The organism is Pseudanabaena sp. PCC 9330 (genome assembly GCF_055795045.1).
This window is the reverse complement of record NZ_JAYFES010000097.1, coordinates 1-19,567: the sequence shown is the minus strand read 5'-3', so window position 1 is coordinate 19,567 and position 19,567 is coordinate 1. Positions and strand designations below refer to the sequence as shown.

The 19,567-nt window shown below is 51.1% G+C and carries 13 protein-coding genes and 1 pseudogene; 2 read left to right on the top strand and 12 right to left on the bottom strand.

What is annotated here, in order from left to right; genetic code table 11:
- Positions 1-86: 86 nt before the first annotated feature.
- From AC0QKW_RS10525 to AC0QKW_RS10490, 8 genes and pseudogenes are all read right to left on the bottom strand, one after another.
- On the bottom strand, positions 87-218 hold the full coding sequence (locus AC0QKW_RS10525) for a hypothetical protein (protein WP_473151023.1): 132 nt from the start codon (positions 216-218) through the stop codon (positions 87-89).
- A 181-nt stretch (positions 219-399) separates the two neighbouring features.
- Positions 400-3,576, bottom strand: a complete 3,177-nt coding sequence (locus AC0QKW_RS10520; RefSeq protein ID WP_473151022.1) for an NB-ARC domain-containing protein — start codon at positions 3,574-3,576, stop codon at positions 400-402.
- Between the two features lie 240 nt (positions 3,577-3,816).
- Positions 3,817-4,980 carry a CHAT domain-containing protein gene (locus AC0QKW_RS10515; protein WP_473151021.1) on the bottom strand — a complete coding sequence of 388 codons (1,164 nt, stop codon included), beginning with the start codon at positions 4,978-4,980 and terminating at the stop codon, positions 3,817-3,819.
- Between the two features lie 163 nt (positions 4,981-5,143).
- A complete protein-coding gene (locus AC0QKW_RS10510; protein ID WP_473151020.1) occupies positions 5,144-5,917 on the bottom strand; it encodes a pentapeptide repeat-containing protein in 774 nt (257 codons plus the stop codon).
- Between the two features lie 69 nt (positions 5,918-5,986).
- On the bottom strand, positions 5,987-6,232 hold the full coding sequence (locus AC0QKW_RS10505; RefSeq protein ID WP_473151019.1) for a hypothetical protein: 246 nt from the start codon (positions 6,230-6,232) through the stop codon (positions 5,987-5,989).
- A 248-nt stretch (positions 6,233-6,480) separates the two neighbouring features.
- Positions 6,481-6,978, bottom strand: a complete 498-nt coding sequence (locus tag AC0QKW_RS10500) for a CAP domain-containing protein (protein WP_473151018.1) — start codon at positions 6,976-6,978, stop codon at positions 6,481-6,483.
- A 311-nt stretch (positions 6,979-7,289) separates the two neighbouring features.
- Positions 7,290-7,640 (bottom strand): annotated as a pseudogene (locus AC0QKW_RS10495) (stress protein); the annotation flags it as partial.
- 400 nt (positions 7,641-8,040) lie between these two features.
- A complete protein-coding gene (locus AC0QKW_RS10490) occupies positions 8,041-8,310 on the bottom strand; it encodes a hypothetical protein (protein ID WP_473151017.1) in 270 nt (89 codons plus the stop codon).
- Between the two features lie 244 nt (positions 8,311-8,554).
- Here AC0QKW_RS10490 and AC0QKW_RS10485 point away from each other — a divergent pair, with 244 nt between their 5' ends.
- Positions 8,555-9,019 carry a hypothetical protein gene (locus tag AC0QKW_RS10485; RefSeq protein ID WP_473151016.1) on the top strand — a complete coding sequence of 155 codons (465 nt, stop codon included), beginning with the start codon at positions 8,555-8,557 and terminating at the stop codon, positions 9,017-9,019.
- A gap of 75 nt (positions 9,020-9,094) precedes the next feature.
- Here AC0QKW_RS10485 and AC0QKW_RS10480 read toward each other — a convergent pair whose 3' ends face one another.
- The 4 genes from AC0QKW_RS10480 to AC0QKW_RS10465 all read right to left on the bottom strand — a co-directional run bounded on the left by AC0QKW_RS10480 (position 9,095) and on the right by AC0QKW_RS10465 (position 18,082).
- Positions 9,095-12,820 (bottom strand): WD40 repeat domain-containing protein, encoded by a 3,726-nt coding sequence (locus AC0QKW_RS10480; protein WP_473151015.1) that lies wholly within the window; start codon positions 12,818-12,820, stop codon positions 9,095-9,097.
- Positions 12,817-13,149, bottom strand: coding sequence for a hypothetical protein (locus AC0QKW_RS10475; RefSeq protein ID WP_473151014.1), 333 nt, complete (start codon positions 13,147-13,149; stop codon positions 12,817-12,819). Before AC0QKW_RS10475 ends, AC0QKW_RS10480 begins: the two co-directional genes overlap by 4 nt.
- Before the next feature lie 67 nt (positions 13,150-13,216).
- On the bottom strand, positions 13,217-17,239 hold the full coding sequence (locus AC0QKW_RS10470; protein ID WP_473151013.1) for a WD40 domain-containing protein: 4,023 nt from the start codon (positions 17,237-17,239) through the stop codon (positions 13,217-13,219).
- A gap of 456 nt (positions 17,240-17,695) precedes the next feature.
- Positions 17,696-18,082 (bottom strand): hypothetical protein, encoded by a 387-nt coding sequence (locus AC0QKW_RS10465; RefSeq protein ID WP_473151012.1) that lies wholly within the window; start codon positions 18,080-18,082, stop codon positions 17,696-17,698.
- Positions 18,083-19,335: 1,253 nt separating this feature from the next.
- Between AC0QKW_RS10465 and AC0QKW_RS10460 the strand changes: the two genes are divergently transcribed.
- Positions 19,336-19,567 (top strand): hypothetical protein (locus AC0QKW_RS10460; RefSeq protein ID WP_473151011.1); only part of this gene is annotated, 232 nt, incomplete at its 3' end.

Here is a 19,567-nt window from a genome sequence, read left to right as displayed (position 1 = left end):
AGAACGCTGGCTCCCCACTTCTTCCTCCAATCCCTGAAACTACCGTACCACAAGCTTTTTAGCAGCTTTCAGCCAACTTTTGTCAGTCAACCAGGGTGGCGAGACTGGTCAACGGTGGCTTGACCAGCGGCGTTGACGAAGGCGGCGGGGTTGTCATGGCCAGAGATACCAATATCTCCAGCCTGTTGATGCTGGGTTCCTGATGGGTTTTGTTCCATGAGCTGACCCTCTGATGCCTATTAGATTCAAACATTGCCCAAGGTCAAGAGCTTATTGCCCTGCCGTTGGGCAAGTAAGCTCTTCTTACCAGAAATAGGTTAGATTGTCTGCTCGGTTCAGCTGGTGGAGGGCATGGTAATCAGGTCTCACTGGGTAGTGCGTTCGAGCTTCTGAGGGCACCTACTTCCATTGAGTACAGACTTCTTTCATAGCATTGACTACCCCTCGCATTGCGGCGGCTCCGCCGAGATGGAGAATGGCGGGATAGAGGGTAACGAGATCTTGCATGAGGTCTGATCGCTGACGCTGGGCGAGGATGCGAAGGTACGACTGCCAGTCGGCATAAGGCAGGGTCGCAAGAGGAAGACGGTAAAGGGAACCGCTGATGCCGATGGCACGGAATCGTTTGTAGGTGATCTCAGAAATTGCCCGCTCTACCTGGGAGAATAAATTCTGGGGAAGCATTTGAGCCAGCTCGCTTAAGACACGGCACCTCAAGCCCTCCTGCTGGATTCCCCGCGCCGTCTCCAACGCCTCCGCAAAATAGGCGCTATCGATCTTTACCAACTCGCTCAAGATCCAGGCCCGCCGGTGCTTATCCTGAATCCCCCGTGCCGTCTTCAACGCCTCTGCGAAATAGGCGCTATCAAGAGTCGCCAGCTTGCTCAAGACCCCGGCCCGACTGTACTCATCCTGAATCCCTCGCGTTGCCTCTAATGCTTCTACAAAATAGGCACTATCGAGAGTTGCCAACTCGATCAAGACCCTGGCCCGACTATACTTATCCTGAATCCCCCGTGCCGTCTCCAATGCCTCCGCAAAATAGGCGCTATCGATCTTTGCCAGTTTGCTCAAGACCCCGGCCCGACTGTACTCATCCTGAATCCCTCGCGTTGCCTCTAATGCTTCTACAAAACAGGCACTATCGAGAGTCGCTAGCTTGCTCAAGACCCTAGCTCGACTCGATCGATTCTGAATCGCCCGCACTATCTCTAACGCCTCTGTAAAGTAAGTGCTATCGAGGGTCGCTAGCGCGATTAAGGCATTGGCCCGACTGTACTCATCCTGAATCCCCCGAGCTATTTCCAACAATCCAGAGCAATCCGCTTCTCTGAGGGTCGCTAGGTTCTTACAGACGCAGGCTCGATTGTACTCATCCTGAATTCCTTCCGCCGTCTCCAACGCTTCCACAAAATAAGCGTTATCGAGGGTCGCCAGCTTACTTAATACCTCAACTCGATAGCACTCATCCTGAATCCCTCGCGTTGCCTCTAATGCTTCTACAAAATAGGCACTATCGAGAGTTGCCAACTCGCTCAAGACCCTGGCCCGCCAGTACTCATCCTGAATCCCTCGCGCCGTTTCCAACGCTTCCAAAAAATAGGCACTATCGAGAGTTGCCAACTCGCTCAAGACCCTGGCCCGACCGGACTTATCCTGAATCCCCCGTGCCGTCTCCAACGCCTCCGCAAAATAGGCGCTATCGAGAGTTGCCAACTTGCCCAAGGCCAAGGCCCGACTGGACTTATTCTGAATCCCTCGCGTTGCCTCTAATGCTTCTACAAAATAGGTACTATCGAGAGTCGTCAGCTTGCTCAAGACCCCGGCCCGCCAGTACTCATCCTGAATCCTCCGCGCCGTCTCCAACGCCTCCGCAAAATAGGTACTATCGAGAGTTGCCAACTCGCTCAAGGCACATGCCCGTCGGTACTCATCCTGAATCCTCCGCGCCGCCGCCAATGCCTCCGCAAAATAGGTACTATCAAGCTTCGCTAGCTCGATCAAGGCATAAGCCCGGTTGTACTCATCCTGAATCTTCCGCGCCATCTCCAATGCTTCCTGAAACATAGGGCTAGACAGATAGGGGGCCAATGCTGGGATAGCTGCTGCAATGTTTCGCTCCTCCTGCATTTGCTCCACATAAGCCCAGGCTTGATCCACCGTCCAAAAGTTGCGTTTAACAAACTCCGCCATCATTTCGATGGGCAGATTCGCTTCCAAACTCTTAAGCGTTGCGGTAATCAACGCGTACCGGCATTGCCAAACAATGGACTGGGTTGGCTCTGAGTCATGGGACTGCTCCGTGATCGCCCAGGCTCGGGCCACATCTTCCACAAAAATGGCTGGTTGACCGATACGATCGCACGCCTCAAACCAGGCATTTCGACCCTGGCGATCGCTCAGGGCCAACAGAGTGTGGATCTCATCTATTTGATCAGCCTGTTGCAGGTGCCAGGTCAGGTGGCGATGGATGTAGCCATCATTGGGTAGGCCATCCCAGCGTTGATCGGTTGCACGTTGTTTATAGCGGTCTAAAAATTGCTGGTGTGCGGTAGCCAGGCTGATCCCTAGCCCTGGTAATGGCATGGATGCCGTCGCATCTACCGTTTGCGAGCATTCGATCAAGCTCCGCGCCATATCATGCATTAAGTCATGCACCCGATAGGTTGGCTCTCCCTCAGTAATAGCTACCCCATCGGTCAGAAACGAGCGCCGCCGCAGATCAATCAGAGCTTTTTTGGCCCTAATTGAGGATAAATCCCACAGTACAGACGCGACCGGTACTTCTAAATTGGCATCCTCCGGCAGCACCCCCAGCCAGGTAAACTGCCTCAACTGCTCTGGCTTTAGCCGCCGCAAACTTAAGTTGAAACAGGCCCGTAAGCTGTATTGACGCTGCTGTTCTTCATCCAGCACGTCCCAGGCCTCCGACTGGTCTAAAACCTCTAAGGCGACGGCTTGTCGCTCGTTTTCAAACTCTGAGCGCAACTCGGCCCAGGTCAGACCATCCTGCACCTGATTCGCCGCCAAATTTAACGCTAGGGGTAAATAGCCCAAGACTTTGGCAAAGGCTTTGACCTCGACCTCCTGCTCGGCTTGCCACTGGTGTTCCAACTTTTGCTGAACAAGATCGAGGGCTTCTGACTCCGACATCAAATCTAGAGAGTAACGCTCTGCACCCTCGATCTGTGCCTCCCGAGTCGTGACCAAAACTCGACAGCCACCCCCACCCACCCTAAACCACTCCGCATGGGCGGCATTCCAAACATCATCGACCACCAAGAGCATGCGTTTATCGGTAAGCAGGGTATGCAAATATTGCGAGGCCGACTCTAGAGTATTAGCGCTAAAGGCATCCCGAGACTTATCCAGAGTGCGAATCCAATCCCCCAGCAAAGTTTGCAAATCGGGGTTTTGCCCTAGCGTCACCCACAAAATGCCGTCAGTAAAGCGATCTTGCACATCAGGATCTAGAACCACTGCCGTGGCCAAAACAGATTTGCCCAGGCCACCCAGACCGGCGATCGCGCTGACCACCACCGTTTGCCCATCTGTTACCAAGAGCTTTTCTTTCACGGCCGCCAGCGCCGCGGGTCGTTGCACATAGTTCTCAGGTAATCGCACCCTTGGTAAAGGCTTTGGCCCTTTGGACTGCGGCTGTGGCAGGTCCCCTCCAAAATGATTGTGATAGTGATTATTGGTTTGATTTTGGATCTGGTGCAGGTCTCTCGCAGCTTGTCCTACCGGGCCAGAGAAGTTACCACCGCTGATATGAGAGTCTTGACGAGAGCTATTCGTCTCAGTCATGTTATGCCCCTACAACCCCAAGAACTTTGGGGCGACACCTAGCCAGGGCAGAAGCTTACTCAAGATAGGGGCTACCTTTTCCCAGATGGACTGTCCCGTTTCAACTGCACCGTTCGTCTCTTTCAAGATCTTAGCGGCCTTTTGCAAATTTTTAGCGGCAAACTCTTTCTCCGGTCCCTCACTGTTGGCTTCTTCTTTAGCCACCTCTAAATACTTTGTGACCTTGCTTTTTTGGGCCTCTGGTAACATCGAAGCGCCTAAGAGGCTTTGGATCTGAGCGATCAGTTGAACCACCTCCGCTGGGGATAACGGCTTGGTGACCTCCCCCAGATTTTGATATTGGATCTGATGCAGGTCTCCCCCCGCCTGCCCTACTGGTCCAGAGAAGGTGCCGCCGCTAATTGTCATTGACTGCCGCGAATTATTCTGCGACACCGTCGCATTACCACTGGCATTCACCCCAGAGAACGGATTATTGCTGCCGCTAATGGTGACATTGCCAATCGATTGGGATGGAGCTGGTAGGATTGGGTCTGCAATTGAAGCGGGTGTAGCCTCAGATTCTAAAATACCTTGTTCAACTGGTGAAATCGCCCGTCCTCGTTTGCCACCAATGAGTTGAGGGGTTAAATATTCCGGGCTACCGTTCAAATCAATGCCGCTACAGCCAATATTGAAAGCTTCCGCATAGGTTCTACCCGCACCCAGGGCGTCATAAAATCCCTCAGCAAATTTGATCGCCGACTGGTCGGTGATGGGCTGGTTCATGCCAATCACGCAGTCCACGAATTGATGAATTGCCTTGGCCTGCATCTCTGAATAGCAGGCGTTTAGAAGTATGCATTCAATAGTGCTTTCACTAAAGGCCCCAAACAGACGGCCCAGAGCATCGGCACTGACGCCTTTCATCTTGCCAGCATTATCTTCTAGAACCAATTCTTTATTTTCAGTACCATGGCCCGAAAAATGAACAATTTGAGGGCTGTTATCGAGTAGAGCCCGGCGCAGGTCGCTTGGACGGGTAGCTAGCTGAGTGACGATCTGAAAGCGATCACGATGTTGCGATCGCCGAATAGCATCCTGTATCTGCCGCACTTCTGTATCTAGACCCAGTGGCTCTGAGCCCGTAATAATCGGGTTGGACGTTAATATGAGAATTTTTATCGGATTCACGATGCAACCTCATTTTTCTGGACTAACTGAGCCATAGCGAATTACCGCTGATTATCGCTGAAAAACCTAATTTTGGAAAACATAGCTAGACAGTCTCTAGCCATAAGAAAAGGCCACCTAGCCTCAAGCTAAGTGGCCAAAGCCTATGCCCTAGCGGGATCTATCAACATTCTTGGATGGTGCCATTGGGCATAATTGCGTCACAAAAGTTTGCTCCTGCCTGTATAGCTTTATCAATATCTAATCGAGCATCAGTCAGATCAGCGCCAGCAAAATTGGTATCGGTTAATACCGCTCCCGTCAAATCAGTTCTTTGCATGACCGCATCACTTAGGTTAGCCCTGGTTAAATCGGCATTAACAAGATTGGCATCTAAAATATAGGCCCTTTGCAAGCTAATATCGGGCAACCAGGCATCTTTCAGGTCAATAGAACGGAGATCCGCTCCCGCTAATAAGATTTTCGGTTGATCAGCTTTGATGAGCTCCTTTTCAGCTAAAAAGCGGACAAAAGTTCCCTTCTCTTGACTGGTCAGATTGCGTAGGGCCTGGAATGCATTCGATTTGAGTATTACTCTAACGTCCTCTTCAAAGGTAGGCTTAGATACACTACTTCCTCTCAGGATGAGGAGAGTATTCATGCCATCAATATAAGTCCTCAAAGGAGTAGTCGACTGAATTCTTGCCGCCTCAATGGCTGAATTAGACTGGATATTAGCGGCCTTAAGGGTTGCATGATAGGAAGACAAGCCTACGCCAACAGTGGCAAGAATGGCAAGGAATCCAGCAGAAATCTCTGTGTTCTTCTTGACAAAATTATTTACCTGCTTAAACTTCTTTCCAAGAAGTTTGTACGAGCTTTGAATCATCTTGGACAGAGTTGAAGATGTCTCAGTATTGGCCTTAGGGTTAGTATTAGGTCTAGAATGAGTAGTCATAATTTGATCTCCTTATTGTGAGAGTCGATAGTTAGCCGGAATATGATTTGCTCAAGTATTTTGAGCAAATTATTCATCTTTCTGGTTCTTAGCTTGGGCAAGACCAGCCGCACCCGCGATCGCAGTGCTAGCCAGACCAAATCCAGCAGCCTGAGTATTTGATGAGCTAGAAGGGCCTAGTGCAAGCACAGCAATACCAATTCCTCCACCTATTGCGGCTATTAGGATTGGGGTGAGGGCTCGAATGATTTCAGGGACAACAGCAAGAATAATTTTGTTATCGCCTTGTTTAGAGTTCGACTGATAAGTCGTCATGGGTAAATTTCCTCTAGAGTGTATCAAAATGGCCAGACAGGCTGAAAGTAATCTGTGTCAGGCCGTGATTTAACTAAACGACCTAAATACCTAAGTACAAGCCTGACAACATCTAACTTTGCTTTGGCTTTTGAGCTAGGGTTTTGTGATTCGTACTTTTGTGGCTCTATACTCCAGTCGATGTTTGAAAAGAAGAAGCTTTCCCTAGCAAAAGCTTTCCTTCAGTGGGGATCTACAGGGAACGATTGCTAGAAAACCGATTGACCCCGATAGTTGCCCGGTGGGTTATAACGGCAAACTAAGATATCTTTACCGTTGACCCGAGCCATAGCGCAGCCGACCTGAGTGGTCTTGCGCCAGACAACCTGGGTGTAGTGGCCAACATCTTGCCACCTGCCGGTTGAACTCACATTCGGGAAAGCACCCTTCACAAAGTACCGCTTTTCATTGCCGAAACTCTGAATCATACGGGTGTAGCTGAATCGACCGGCTGTGCCCATCCACAGGTTTTCGCCTTCACCTGAACCCTTGCTGTGTTGCAAGACACCGCCTCGAGAGGCCAAATGGTTTGCCCACTGCTGAGCATGACGGGCTAAGGTGTTTGACCAGGTGAGAGGCGGTACGCCAACCTGGGCTCGATAATGATTATGGGCATTAAGAATTTCCTGAACCATTGAGTTTGATTTACTTGAGGTTCGCTTCGTCGACGTAACTTGCTGTTTGTTAGGACGAGAGGATTGAGACATCAATGGACTCCTTGTAGGTTTGGTTTTTAGGTTGAGCAAGTAAGCTCTAATGTGCTTGCTATTAGCAAGGGGTTGACAGTGAGCGATCGCTAGCGATCTTTCCTTTTGCTGATAGGTCTATTGAAATGTCTCGCTGACTGAGTTCAAGCCTGACTTCAACTGATTTGTTCTGATTTCTATCCTTAGTTTCGTGAGTTTTTGCTGTGCCAAGCCTCGAGGCAACCCAACAAAAAACGATCGCCCGTCGAAACGAAGCGATCGCAACTCTTATATTCGATCTAGCAAGCTAACGCTTGGAAGATTAAGTCTGGCTAAAGCTGATGAAAGGTAACTTGTTTACCATCTCGGTCGAACTTCCCTCTAAAAGCCCAGTTGATGTAGCCGCCGTCTCCTTCATTGGTAAAATTGCCTTCCTCGAAAGCCCAAATACCATAAGTAATACCACCTGTGTAGACTGCTGAGCCATAAAACTGAACGCCGCGAAAACGGTCATTGTAGCCTTGGCTCAAATTAAAAACCATCACGTTGTAGCGTTGACCAGCAGAGTAGAATGTTGATTCCATCAAATTTTTTACAAATCCCTCCCGATTTTGCTCAGCATTAACAGCAGATGCAATTGCCTGAGCAATGCCCAAAGCATCTACATTGACATTCAAACTCACACCAACTTGTAGAGGCATGATTTTCTCCTTATTTTAGTGTTAGAGGTTCATGAGAGGAAATCTTGCACGGTCGCGTTGATGATTTCCTTTTGTGTTACTTCTCTATCAAAGCCGGGAGCTATCTGAGATCAGGCCTGAGTATGACTGAGTTGTTCTGACTTCCTGACTGACAAGTTTGCAGACAATTGCCTGAATGAGGGTTTGCCTCAAAGAAAAGGAGGTTTGTATTCTGCCCAAAAAACGTGAAATCTGTCGTCAGGACAGATTTTGTTGGAAAGACGGAGATTAGCCCGTAGCAGCTACTCGCTACCTCAGAGACTCCAGCACCTCGGGGGTGAAGGGGTTACCGCCTTTCTCCAGGGCATCAACCCAGCCTTGGCGCTGGGCTTTGGCGTCTTCGTCAAAGGTTAATGCGATAGGCAATGGCCCCCTGGGTGTTGCCCGTGAGGGCACGGACCAGACCGAGACTGTCGATGTTGTAGCCGTTTTCTGGTTCAAGAGCGACAGATTTTTCGCAGGCAAACATGACTTTGTCAGCCTGGTTGTAGGTGCTACCTACCCAGCAAGGAGTACGCCAGTCGTATGCTGAAATGCCAATTTCCAGGCCAACGACTTCGGCGTGCTGGTAGGCTTGCAGAGTACGAATCAATGTAGACCCTATAGTGGTCAAAGACCGATTGTGGGTTAATAGGTCAAAAAGCAAAACGACTAGGTAGCTTAATCTAGACGAAATTTAGGCATTCGGCTAAACTCTTATATATGAGCAAAAGGCTTGAGCTTTGAGGCTTAGACTGGCTACTGTGGTATTAAATAAAAGTAAAAGAATTAATTGTTATTGCAATCATTGACAATTACTTCCAATTCTTTTGTTTATCGCCGAGACAAAGACTATCAATTATAAACAGGGCGAAATCATGACTGATGAAGCAAGCGATAGCAGTCTAGAATTCACGACTGAAGAGATTAGAGCTGCTTTAGACCCAATCTACTGCGCCTTTAACCAGGTGCTTTGGAAACTTGGATTGAAAGATGTTGAAATTGTAAGTTTCCTGACTGCTCGCTCAGCAAGCATTATTCGAGAAGATGTTGAGGAATATTCAGATACAGTATTCGATGAATTCAATCAAATACTAAAGAATCATAAATTTAAGAATATAGAAGTTGTTAATTTTGTGACAGCTCGCAAAACATCTATCAACAAAAATTATGAAAATACTTGGTCAAGCATTTCGGACAAGAGAAGAACGGAGATTAGAACTCAACTCGTTCACCAAAATTCAACGTGTGGCCAGTGCAGCGGTGTTTGTGAGGGACCTGACTGTAAGCCCCTAGGGGATAATCCTACTCTTGAACTCTATAATTTCAGGCAGGAAGCTTAAGAATGCCTCGACATCATGAAATTAATGTTGAGAATGACAGTTAGTTCAGCTATACATACTAAAAATAGTTTCTTGCTAATCCCTTTTCTGGCTTAGATTTCGTTGACAGATTGCTCTAGCCTTAGCCGTAATATCACTTTCACTTTGGTTAATAGTGAAATAGTTTTGCATTTGATGGCACACTTCTTGAAGAGGACTTTCCCATGAGGTCAACCAATTGATTGGCCAAACGCGAACGGTTTTGTCTTCGCTTCCAGTAGCAATCCACTTGCCATCAGGGCTAAAAGCAATTGATGGAAAAAACGCTTTGCTATGATTACTTGGATGCACAAAGTATCCCATTAATACTCCTGTTTCTACATCCCAAAGCCTAATAGACCTATCTTTACTAGCGCTAGCAATTAAATCATTTTCAGGGCTAAAGGCAATGTGGAGAACAGAATCAGTATGACCAGATAGTATTTGACCAATAGGTTTTCCCGTTTGAGTATCCCAAATACGGATAGTTCTATCTGTACTACTGGTAGCAATCCGGTTACTATCAGAGCTAAAAGCAACTGATACGACAGGTTTATTATGACCGTGTAAAGTAAGCAGAATTTGCTTTGTGTCAGCATCCCAAATGTAAGCATTATTATTTGGTCCACCACTAGCGATCCGTTTTCCATTAGGACTAATAGCTACAGACCATATAGACTCTTCATTTTCTTGTAAAAGTAGGCCAACTAACCTGTGAGTGTTAACATTCCAAATGCGAATAGATCCGTCTGTACTACTGCTAACCAACCATTTTCCATCACGACTGATAGCTATTGATACAATCTGCCCTGTATGTCCATACAACGGTTTTCCAGTTAATTTCCTAGTATTAGTGTCCCAAATGCGAATACTTTTATCTGAACTACCACTGATAATTAACCTTTTATCATCACTGATAGCTACTGACCGAACACTAGCTTCATGCCCACGTAGCGGTTGGCCAATTGGTTGCCCCGTAATAGCATCCCAGACGCGGATAGTAGAATCATAACTGCCACTAACAATCCACTTTCCATCTCTACTAAAAGCAACTGACGCCACTTCCTGATCGTGTCGTCCTAGGGGTTTACCTCTGCTGACATCCCAAATACGAACTGTTTGGTCATGGCTGCCACTAACAGCCCACTTACCATCAGGACTAAAGGATACTGAAGAAACTTGTCCTTCATGTCCTCCCAAGGGGAACCCAATCGGTTGTCCTGTATCGGTATCCCAGATGCGGATTGTATCGTCGAGACTTCCACTGACAATCCGTTTGCCATCCCGGCTCAACGATACTGACAAAACCTCGCTTTCGTGACCCATTAGGGGCTGCCCAATTTGTTGTTGATTATTAGCATTCCAAATCCGAATTGTCCCATCCTTACTAGCACTGATAATCCGCTGCCCATCTTGGCTGATAGCAACCGATGTGACAGCTCCTTGGTGTCCCCTTAAAGGTTCACCGATAGGTTGCCTGGTATTAGCATTCCAAATCCGAATTGTCTCATCCTCACTGGCACTGATAACCCGCTGCCCATCTTGGCTGATAGCAACCGATGTGACAGCTCCTTGGTGTCCCCTTAAAGGTTCACCGATAGGTTGCCTGGTATTGGCATCCCAAATCCGAATTATCTCATCCTCACTGGCACTGACAATCTGCTGCCCATCTTGGCTAATAGCAACCGATGTAACGGGTCCTTGATGTCCTCTTAAAGACTCGCCTATCTGTTGACCTGTTTGAACATTCCAAACCCGAACAGTATTATCTTGACAACCGCTAACAATCCACTGTCCATCTTGACTGATGCCAACTGACAAAATCCCAAACTTACCTTCTCCTAAGGTATTAATAGATTGACCTGTATAAGCATCCCAAATCCGAATTTTTCCATTCCAGTTTGCGCTGATAATTTGTTTGCCATTGGCACTGAAAATGACCGAATTAAAGAAGTTGTCGTCATGCAACCGATTGATTTCTTGATTAACCTGAACCGCATCTATCAAACTGTCACGGGCAGAGTTGTCAGAAAACGCTGGAAATTGAATGAAGGGAGACTGTCCTAAGCCTATAGCAGCAACAGCACTAACAACTGCATCAGCAGGTCGGTTTGCTGCTAATAAAGCTTCTGCAGTTGTGGCTCCCTGTTTCACTTGTTGTCGAGCCACTTGTTGCCATTGATAAAGGGCGAATCCAGTCAGCATCAAAGCAAAGCTTGAGAAGCTGATCAGACCTAAAGTTGTTCGGCGGCGTAGGGAATTACGTAAAGTAATGCCTTTTTGGATAAAGTTTTGTTCAGACAAAATCAAATATTCTTTTCGTTCCTTCAACCATCCTTCTGCCTCTGCCAGCGATACCCCCCTTAATAGGGCTTCTTTATCTTTGTGAGTTTTTTCCCATTGCCTCATCGCCCACCGCATTCGATCCTGCCAAGCACGAAAGCTGCGATCTCGCTCCATCCAACCCCGCAACTCTCCCCAGTTGCGAATTAGCGCCTCATGCACCACCTCCACTGTTTCTTGTTTCGTCTCATCCTGGTTGGTCACCACCAGGCGTGTATCCGCTAACCGCTTCACTAAAGCCCACCGTTCTTCCCCCAGTTCTGCCTTAGTCGCCAATCGTCGTGTATCCTCCGTCCCCTCCCCCGGTCGCACCAGTTGAATGAAAATCCGCCGCACCTGTTCTTTTTCACCCTCACTCAATTGGGCATACTTTTGATCCGCATAGCGCGCCAGTGCCCCATCCACTTGGCCAATCGCTTCATAAGCCGCATGGGTCAACTGTCGCTGATTGCACCGTTTCCACAGTTCCGTCAGGGCAAACTCCAATAGTGGTAAATTCCCCGGCTCGTCCTCCACATCTTTCAAAATTCTCTGCGTTAGGCCAACTTCAAACGTTACTCCCAGTTTGGCCGCTGGCTTTTCAATCACCTCACAGAGTTCGTCTCGGTCCATCGCCCCCAGCTTCACATCCCCCGATTGCAATACATCCGCAAAGGGCCGGTAGGAGAGGGCATTGCCTAAGAAGTCTGTCCGCATAGTGGCCACCAGCACCAGGGGTGACGAGTTGGATTGGTCCACAGACAGACTGGCCAACAGACAATCTAGAAACTGGCGGCGAGTCTGTTCTTCCTTGCAGAGGGTATACAGTTCTTCAAACTGGTCAGCAATCAGTAGTACCCGCTGGTTGGGGTATTTCCGTTGAATTTGGGCAATCACATCCCCCAGGGGCAAACTGCCATCCTGCAAATAGCGGGCTAAACTCCGGGCCTGACGCATTTGCTCCGTAGCATCTAACGTTGGGGTGTAGATCGGCACTAGGGCCGTCGCCAGCCCGTGAAATGGGTCCTCGCCGGGGCGAAAGTGGGTGAATTGCCAGTGCCCAGTCTGTTGTAATCGGGGCACCAGCCCCGCAAATACTACTGAAGACTTGCCACTACCCGATGCCCCCAGCACCGGCACAAAAGCATGGGTCTGAACAACGTCTATCAACTTGGTGACAAAGACTTCTCGACCAAAGAAAAACTCTGCATCCTCAGGGCCAAAGTGAAACAACCCCCGGTAGGGGCAGGGCAATTCGTCACCCGGCCCAACCGACTCCACCGAAAGCGTTCTCGCCTCTTCCCGGTAGTAGTAGTTGTAGATGATGTGCCGCGATTGGTCGATGATTGCATTACCACCAGCATTTACCAGAGAAAGCGGGTTGTCTTCCCCTGAGATAGTCACATCCCCGATAGATTGTTGTGGATGCGGTGGTAGATGCCCTGGATCAGTTGAGGTCATTCCTGTGACTTAGGCTCAATGACAATCGGCTTTCTTGTTACGGGTTGCGCATTTTCTGGTTCCGGCGTTACTAATTTTTTTGGCAGCCTGTCTTTGGTTACCGATCGCGAGTCATCATCCATCTCCGTTTCTGTGGGTAAGACTATGGGCTTACGAATGACGGGCGCTCTCTCCACCTCGGGCTCGGCTGCCACCCCCTCTCCCGGCAGCCTGTCTTTGGTCACCGAGCGAGTATCATCGTCCGTTGTTTCTGTTTCCACAGGCAGCACCACAGGCTTGCGGATTACCTCTGACGCTTCTGCCCCGGTGGGTTTAGGGTTTTCAGTCATAGTCGATGCTCCTGATCAGTAGATGTCTATCCGTCCCCTCCTGAGAAGATTTGGGCAGGGGGACGAGTTACTCTGAGATCGCCCCCAGTGCACAGAGGGTGGCTTTTTGAGCCGAGGTCAACCCCACCACCCCGGTGATATTCATCCCTTCGTAGGGACGATCGGGCATTAAGATTTTCAGGCTTTCTCCGGTTTTACTATCCCAGATTCGAATCGTGCCGTCATCACTGCAGCTAGCCATTTGGCTGCCCTTGTGATTAAACGTAACCATCCAAACTATCTGGTCATGGCCCATGAGGGTCTGTAAACAGGCTCCGTTTCGCACATCCCATAGCTTTACGCTGCAATCCTCGCTACCGCTGGCTAATACGATCCATCCCTGCCTTCCCTTAGAAAGAGGGGAGAAGGCAATCGATCGCACCCGATCGCCGTGCCCCTCCAGCGTGCTCACACAGTTCCCCGTTTGCAGATCCCAGAGCTTGATGGTGCGATCGCCGCTGCCACTTGCCACCAGCGTTCCATCCGGGCTAAAGGCCACCGAGAGCACCCAGTCGGTGTGGCCTGCCAGTGTTTGCACACAGCTCCCCGTCGCAATATCCCACAGCTTCACCGCATGGTCATCGCTGCAGCTGGCGATAACGGCCTCCTGGGGATGAAATGCCACCGACTTCACCCGCTGACTGTGCCCCTCCAACGTTTGCAGACATTCCCCCGATCGCACGTTCCACAGCTTCACGGTTTTGTCGCTGCTGCCGCTGACCAGGGTTTGGCCGTCGGGGCTAAAGGCGATCGCCGCTACCCACCCGTCATGGCCGTAGAGCGTTTTCACACAGTCTAGAGTTTCGGCATTCCAGAGTTTAATAGTGTGGTCATCGCTGCCGGTAGCAAGGATCCCCCCCTGCCCCCCCTTGGAAAGGGGGGATGGGCTGTAGGCGATCGCGGTGATCACATCGCTGTGCCCCGCCTGGGTCTTAGTGCAATGCCCCGTTGCCACATCCCACAGGCGCAGTTGCTGGTCTTTGCTGCCGCTGGCCAGGGTTTGCCCGTCGGGGTTAAAGGCGATCGCCGCCACCCAGTTGCGGTGAGAGGTAATCGTCGTTAAACAATGGCCCGAAGCCACATCCCACAGCTTTACCGCCTGGTCTTCACCGCCGCTAACTAGGGTCTGCCCATCCGGGCTAAAGGCCACCAGCCACACCTGGTTGCTATGGGCTTGCCAGGTCTTAAGGCACTGGCGCGTCTGCACATCCCACAGGCGAATGGTTTTATCGTCGCCGCCCGTAGCCAGCCGTTGCCCATCGGGGCTAAAGGCCACCGCCCAAACCGTGGCGGTGTAGTCGGGCAGCGTCCCCAGGCATTCCCCCGTCTGAACATGCCAAAATTTTACGGTTTGGCGATCGCTGCCGGTTACCAGAATCGTGCCATCTGGGCTGAGGGCCGTAGACAGCAGCCAGTTGACGTGGGTAGGTATAGTTTGCCGGCAAGTGCTCGTCGCCAGGTGCCAAAACCGAACGGTTTGATCATCGCTAGTGCTGATCAACTCCTGACCATTCGACGAAAAGATTATGCTTAAAATGCGACTGTCATGCCCTATCAAAGTCTGAGCACATTGCTGAGTCTGCACATCCCACAGCCGAATGGTATGGTCGTTGCTGCCGCTGGCTAGCAGAGTGCCCTCCGGGCTAAAGGCGATCGATTGAACATCGCTGGTGTGACCCCGCAGAGTCTTCAGGCATTGCCCCGTCTGCACATTCCACAGGCAAATCGCATGGTCGAGACTGCCGCTGGCTAGGGTCTGCCCGTCAGGGCTAAACGCCACGCAGCGTACCCAGGCGGTATGCCCCTCTAGGGTGGCGATTTGGCGGCGATCGGCCATGCGCCAAAGCAAAATTTGCCGATCAATGCCCATGGCCAGCAGGGTACCGTCTGGGCTGAAGGCGATCGCCAGCACATCACCCATGGTTTGGGTAAAAACCGACTGGCTCAGGTCGGCGTGGGCAAAGGTCACCCCCTGCAAGTCCACTCCCTGAAGGTAAACCTGCCACACCGGAAGGTGAGAAAAATCATAGCCGCTTAACTTCACCCCCATCTGGTTGAGCAAATTCAGCAGATTACCAGCCCCATAGCCCGGCGGCTGAAACGGTCGCGCCTTGAGGTAAGTCAAAGCCTGATCTAAACAGGCCTGAACCGCTTGCTGGCCGCCCAACTGCTGCTGCAACTGCGCCAATATCGGCTGCAAAATCAGGCGATATTGAGCGTTGCGCAAATAGTCTTTGGTCTGGGCCTGGCTGAGTGCATGGCTATCCAATAGGCTAATAACGCCACTGACCAGCTCGCCACAGGTTTGGTCAATCAGCCGCTCGGTGACGTACTCCATCACGACCGGTTGTTGGGTAAAGGTCGCCGCCTGGCCTGGCGAAGTGGCTTTTTCAATCAGCGACCGCTGCTGCAACGACTCCAGCGATTCCAGCAGATCCCGAGCCGTCGCTAGGGGCAAAATGGCCTCCCGCAGTTCAGCAAGCGATCGCCCCTCCCGCGCGATCGCCAGCCAGAGCATTACCTGCTGCTCAAACCCGGTCAGGCGATTAAACTGCTGCTCTAGCAGGTTAGAGATATCGCCAAAGACCACAGTGCCCTGCTCTAAAAACTGGGTCACATCCCCGCCAAACACCTCTTGGATGGTGGTGGAGACAATTTTTAGGGCCAAGGGATTGCCGGAATAGCGCTCAATCAACGGCTGCAGATTAATCGACAGCGGCGCAACGCCCTTGTCTTGCAAGATGGCCTGGGCATCATCTGGGTCTAGCCCCCCCAACCGCAGCGATCGAATGGGTGATGTATTGCCCGTTTTGGTGGCCAACCCCCCCGGCATTTCGCGGCTGGTCAACATCAAACAGCTCTGGTGCCGACTTTCCCCCACTCGCCGAAACAGCTGACCGTAGGCCTCGTAGCCCGCCCGATAGGCTCTGGCCTGGTCACCCGTGGATAAAATTGACTCCACATTGTCTAACACCAGCAGGCAGCGAGAGCGCTGTAGCTGGGCGATCAGCCGGGTAATTCGACCTTCGATCGCCTCGGGTAGGTCGGTCTCCCGTTGGTTAGACAGCACCATCAGCAGGTCGGCCAGCAGGTCGGTCAGCGGCGGGGCATTGCGCAGCGATCGCCAGATCACCACCGCAAATGAAGCCTGAATTTGCTCCGCCAGTTTCACCGATAGAGTCGATTTGCCGACTCCACCCATGCCCAGTAGGGTGACCAGGCGGCAGCCCTCCTGCACAATCCAGTGCTCTAGGGTGGCCAACTCTGCGATGCGCCCATAGAACACCGAAACATCCATGGCTTCGCCCCAGTCGAGGGTGAAGCCATGGGGGAATGGGGGAGATGGGGAGCGTGGGGAAGAAAGGGCAGCAGGGGGAGCAATATGGTAAATCGGCAGGGGAGCTTCCAGCCCTTTGATCGCTTGCTTGCCGCCATAGGTGACGGGGATGGGCAAACTGGCGCTAACCACGTCATAGACCGATTGGGATAGGCAAATGCCGCCCGGAATCGCCTGGGATTGTAGCCGGGCCGCCAGGTTGACGCTATTGCCCATAACATCTTGATCGCGGTGCACCACATCCCCCAGGTCGATGCCAATGCGGTGCTCCAGAGTATCTGCGGGGGAAAGATTGATAGCGGCGGTGGCTAGGGATTGCTGAATGGCGATCGCACAGAGTATGGCCTGCTCGGCACTATTAAAATAGAGCAGCAGCCCGTCGCCTAAATTTTTGAGCATTCGCCCGCCAAACTGCTGGCATAGAGCCTCCATCTGCTGAAAGTCTCGCTGCACCAGGAGCAGGGTGTGCAGCTCATCATCTGACATACGTTGGGTAAACGACACCACGTCCGTAAACACGATCGCAGCCAGGGTGCGCTGGCTAAGGGGATTGCTGGTTTCTGGGCCAGGGTTGGCGATGTCGCGATCGCCAGTGTCTGGGCCAAGGTCAGAGATATCCCTGGAATCGAGGGAGAGCTTATCGCACAGCTCTAGAAAGATGGCGCGATCTACAGGTTTACCCGTGAGAAAGTTGTTAACAGTTGCCAGAGACATGCCAATGTCTTCTGAGAGTGCCCGTTGGCTTGGAAAGCCACTGCGACGGACAGCTAGCTTTACGGTGTCAACGCACGCTTGACGAACCCTGAGCGATCTTGGCATGGTAGACGCATGAGATGCAGCCTTACTCTATCCAAGGGAACACCATAGAGCAAGATGATTCTTCTGTATTGCTAGCGTTCACCCTCGACCAACCTTGGCAAGGGGTAGCTACAACATTACAGTACCTATACCTAATAAGTAGATGCCCCTCACCACTGACTTGGTTGATCTGCAACGCTTGCTAAGCCCCTAGAAGCTGGGGGTATGACCGAATCTATGGGCCAATGAGGCTCAGCGCTAGGAGATGGCAGAGCTGACTTAGCAGTAGTGCGCTCGCCTTGGGCGGGTCGAATGACCATCGCATTCAAGGACAGGGGGAGTTGTTGGCCAGTTGAGGGCGATCGCGGCCAATCAACACGATAAAAGCTGCAACTGATCTTCTGTCAGCGTCACCCCGTAGCGATCGAGATAGTTGCGCAGGTTGATTTGGATAAACAAGCCTTTAAATTCTACGCCAATATCCGAGGGAGGAGCACCGGCCAAAGCCCTGGCAATTAGCTTTTCTGCCAGGGACAACTCACCACACTCGATAGCTAGGGCTGCCGCACTACGGTGTAAGACAGAGCGGGTCGGCTCAGCTGTCATATCATTAGCCACCATGTCTGCCGCCTCGGCCTCTAATGCCAACGCCTGTCGTAAAAGCGCTTGCACCTGAGATGTCTCTCCGCGCAGTCTTTTAAGATCAGCCTGTTCTGCCAAATCCATGGATTGCCGGTGAATATCTTGAACCTGACTCATTGCTCCACAACCCAGGCTAAAGGCTGACTAAACTCAATAACCGCAATGTAGGCTGGCGAGAGACTGTCTGCGGCCTGCACCTGTGCCTCTTTCAGTGTAACTCTGGAGCAAACCGGCCTCCGTTCAGGAACTGTCCCCGCAGGAGAATAGCCCCGACGAATGCCAGATACCTCCAGTCGAGCAGACTTCTCAAAAGGCAGTTCAGCTGAATCGGACACATTCCCCAACCAATAGTCAAAGGCGAGTCCTCGGCGAGAGCGCCCTACAACCGTGGAGCTGGTAAGCCGCTGGATTAAAAGCAATGCAACACCATAGGCACCCTGTTCGGTGGTGTAATCCTGATCATTCCAGCAACGGCGCATTTGCTCGGTAACCTGGGGCCACAAGAGCACAAAGGCTCCAGAAAAGCTGCCTTCCACCTCAAGAGCAACGCCAGGCTGATGCCCTTGCTCACTGAGTCAAATCGCACCTGCTTCTGCAAGAGCTGCTCCAAAAGCCGGGGTAATGGCGGGTAAGCCCTTCTGCAAGTCAGAAAGGTTCAATAGAGATTGAAATTCCCACAACTGTGTCATTTTTGGGGTTTAAACTAGCCTATGCCTTAATATCCTACTCCTTGGGCGACAAGACACTGATGACCACTCGATCAACGGTCAAGTGCTCTATCACTACTGAGGGGACGCTCCTCTCACTCCACGCTGGCTTTTCTAGAAGAGTGGGATTGCTTGTGAAAGAGCCTGAGAAGCAATCGTCTATAACCCTAATCTAGACAATGCTTTGAGCGTTTATAGGAGCAAGTAATGCCTGTTGGCGGCAACAAAATTGGCTGATAAATAGGGGAAGAATTCCATTTGGGTGTAAACTGGGTTTAAGCTAATTTTGTCCTTCCAAAACCCTTGCAAGAAGGCAACTCTTGTTCGATTCGTAATCGAGCGGTCGCGGGTTCAAATTCCGCCATAGGCTTTCAGTAAAAACAGGTGCTTCGCCCATCTAGTAAGCCCACATTGGTCGGTGTAAGACCGATGGGTTGATAGACCCGCTAAAGTTTCGCCAACGACTCCTCAAAGTCACCACCCAATCCCAGGCTTGCCGCACCCTAATGCAGTTGTCAGCGGCTTGTCACTGGGGTATCCAGCATAAGCTGGTGGCGAGTAACCCTTTCCAGAGCATGTACCATGCGTTGGATCCAATCAAGCCGCTACCGCCAGTAGCGTATTCGGTTGAGGAGCGCGATCGCCTCCAATGCGCAGGCGACCTTGCTGGAGCAGTTGCGGCGGTTAATTGCGGCCTGGAGCAGTCGAAACGGGCAGCCCAAGACCGATCTGGTCTTGCTGCTGCAGTCGATCACGTCGCTAGGGCGGCTGGAAGGACGGCTGGACGAGAGCAGTAAAGACCTGAGTTCGACAACGAGTGAAGTGCAGAAAGAAAGGCTGAGGGTTACGCTCAAAGTGTTGAATTCTAAGCACCTCAGCCATGTCTTTGAGTCTA

Excerpts from the sequence above, each read along its gene's own strand:
- AC0QKW_RS10525 (WP_473151023.1), bottom strand. The coding sequence starts at position 218 with ATGGAACAAAACCCATCAGGAACCCAGCATCAACAGGCTGGAGATATT.
- AC0QKW_RS10510 (WP_473151020.1), bottom strand. The coding sequence starts at position 5,917 with ATGACTACTCATTCTAGACCTAATACTAACCCTAAGGCCAATACTGAG.
- AC0QKW_RS10505 (WP_473151019.1), bottom strand. The coding sequence starts at position 6,232 with ATGACGACTTATCAGTCGAACTCTAAACAAGGCGATAACAAAATTATT.
- AC0QKW_RS10500 (WP_473151018.1), bottom strand. The coding sequence starts at position 6,978 with ATGTCTCAATCCTCTCGTCCTAACAAACAGCAAGTTACGTCGACGAAG.
- AC0QKW_RS10485 (WP_473151016.1), top strand. The coding sequence starts at position 8,555 with ATGACTGATGAAGCAAGCGATAGCAGTCTAGAATTCACGACTGAAGAG.
- AC0QKW_RS10480 (WP_473151015.1), bottom strand. The coding sequence starts at position 12,820 with ATGACCTCAACTGATCCAGGGCATCTACCACCGCATCCACAACAATCT.
- AC0QKW_RS10475 (WP_473151014.1), bottom strand. The coding sequence starts at position 13,149 with ATGACTGAAAACCCTAAACCCACCGGGGCAGAAGCGTCAGAGGTAATC.
- AC0QKW_RS10470 (WP_473151013.1), bottom strand. The coding sequence starts at position 17,239 with ATGTCTCTGGCAACTGTTAACAACTTTCTCACGGGTAAACCTGTAGAT.
- AC0QKW_RS10465 (WP_473151012.1), bottom strand. The coding sequence starts at position 18,082 with ATGAGTCAGGTTCAAGATATTCACCGGCAATCCATGGATTTGGCAGAA.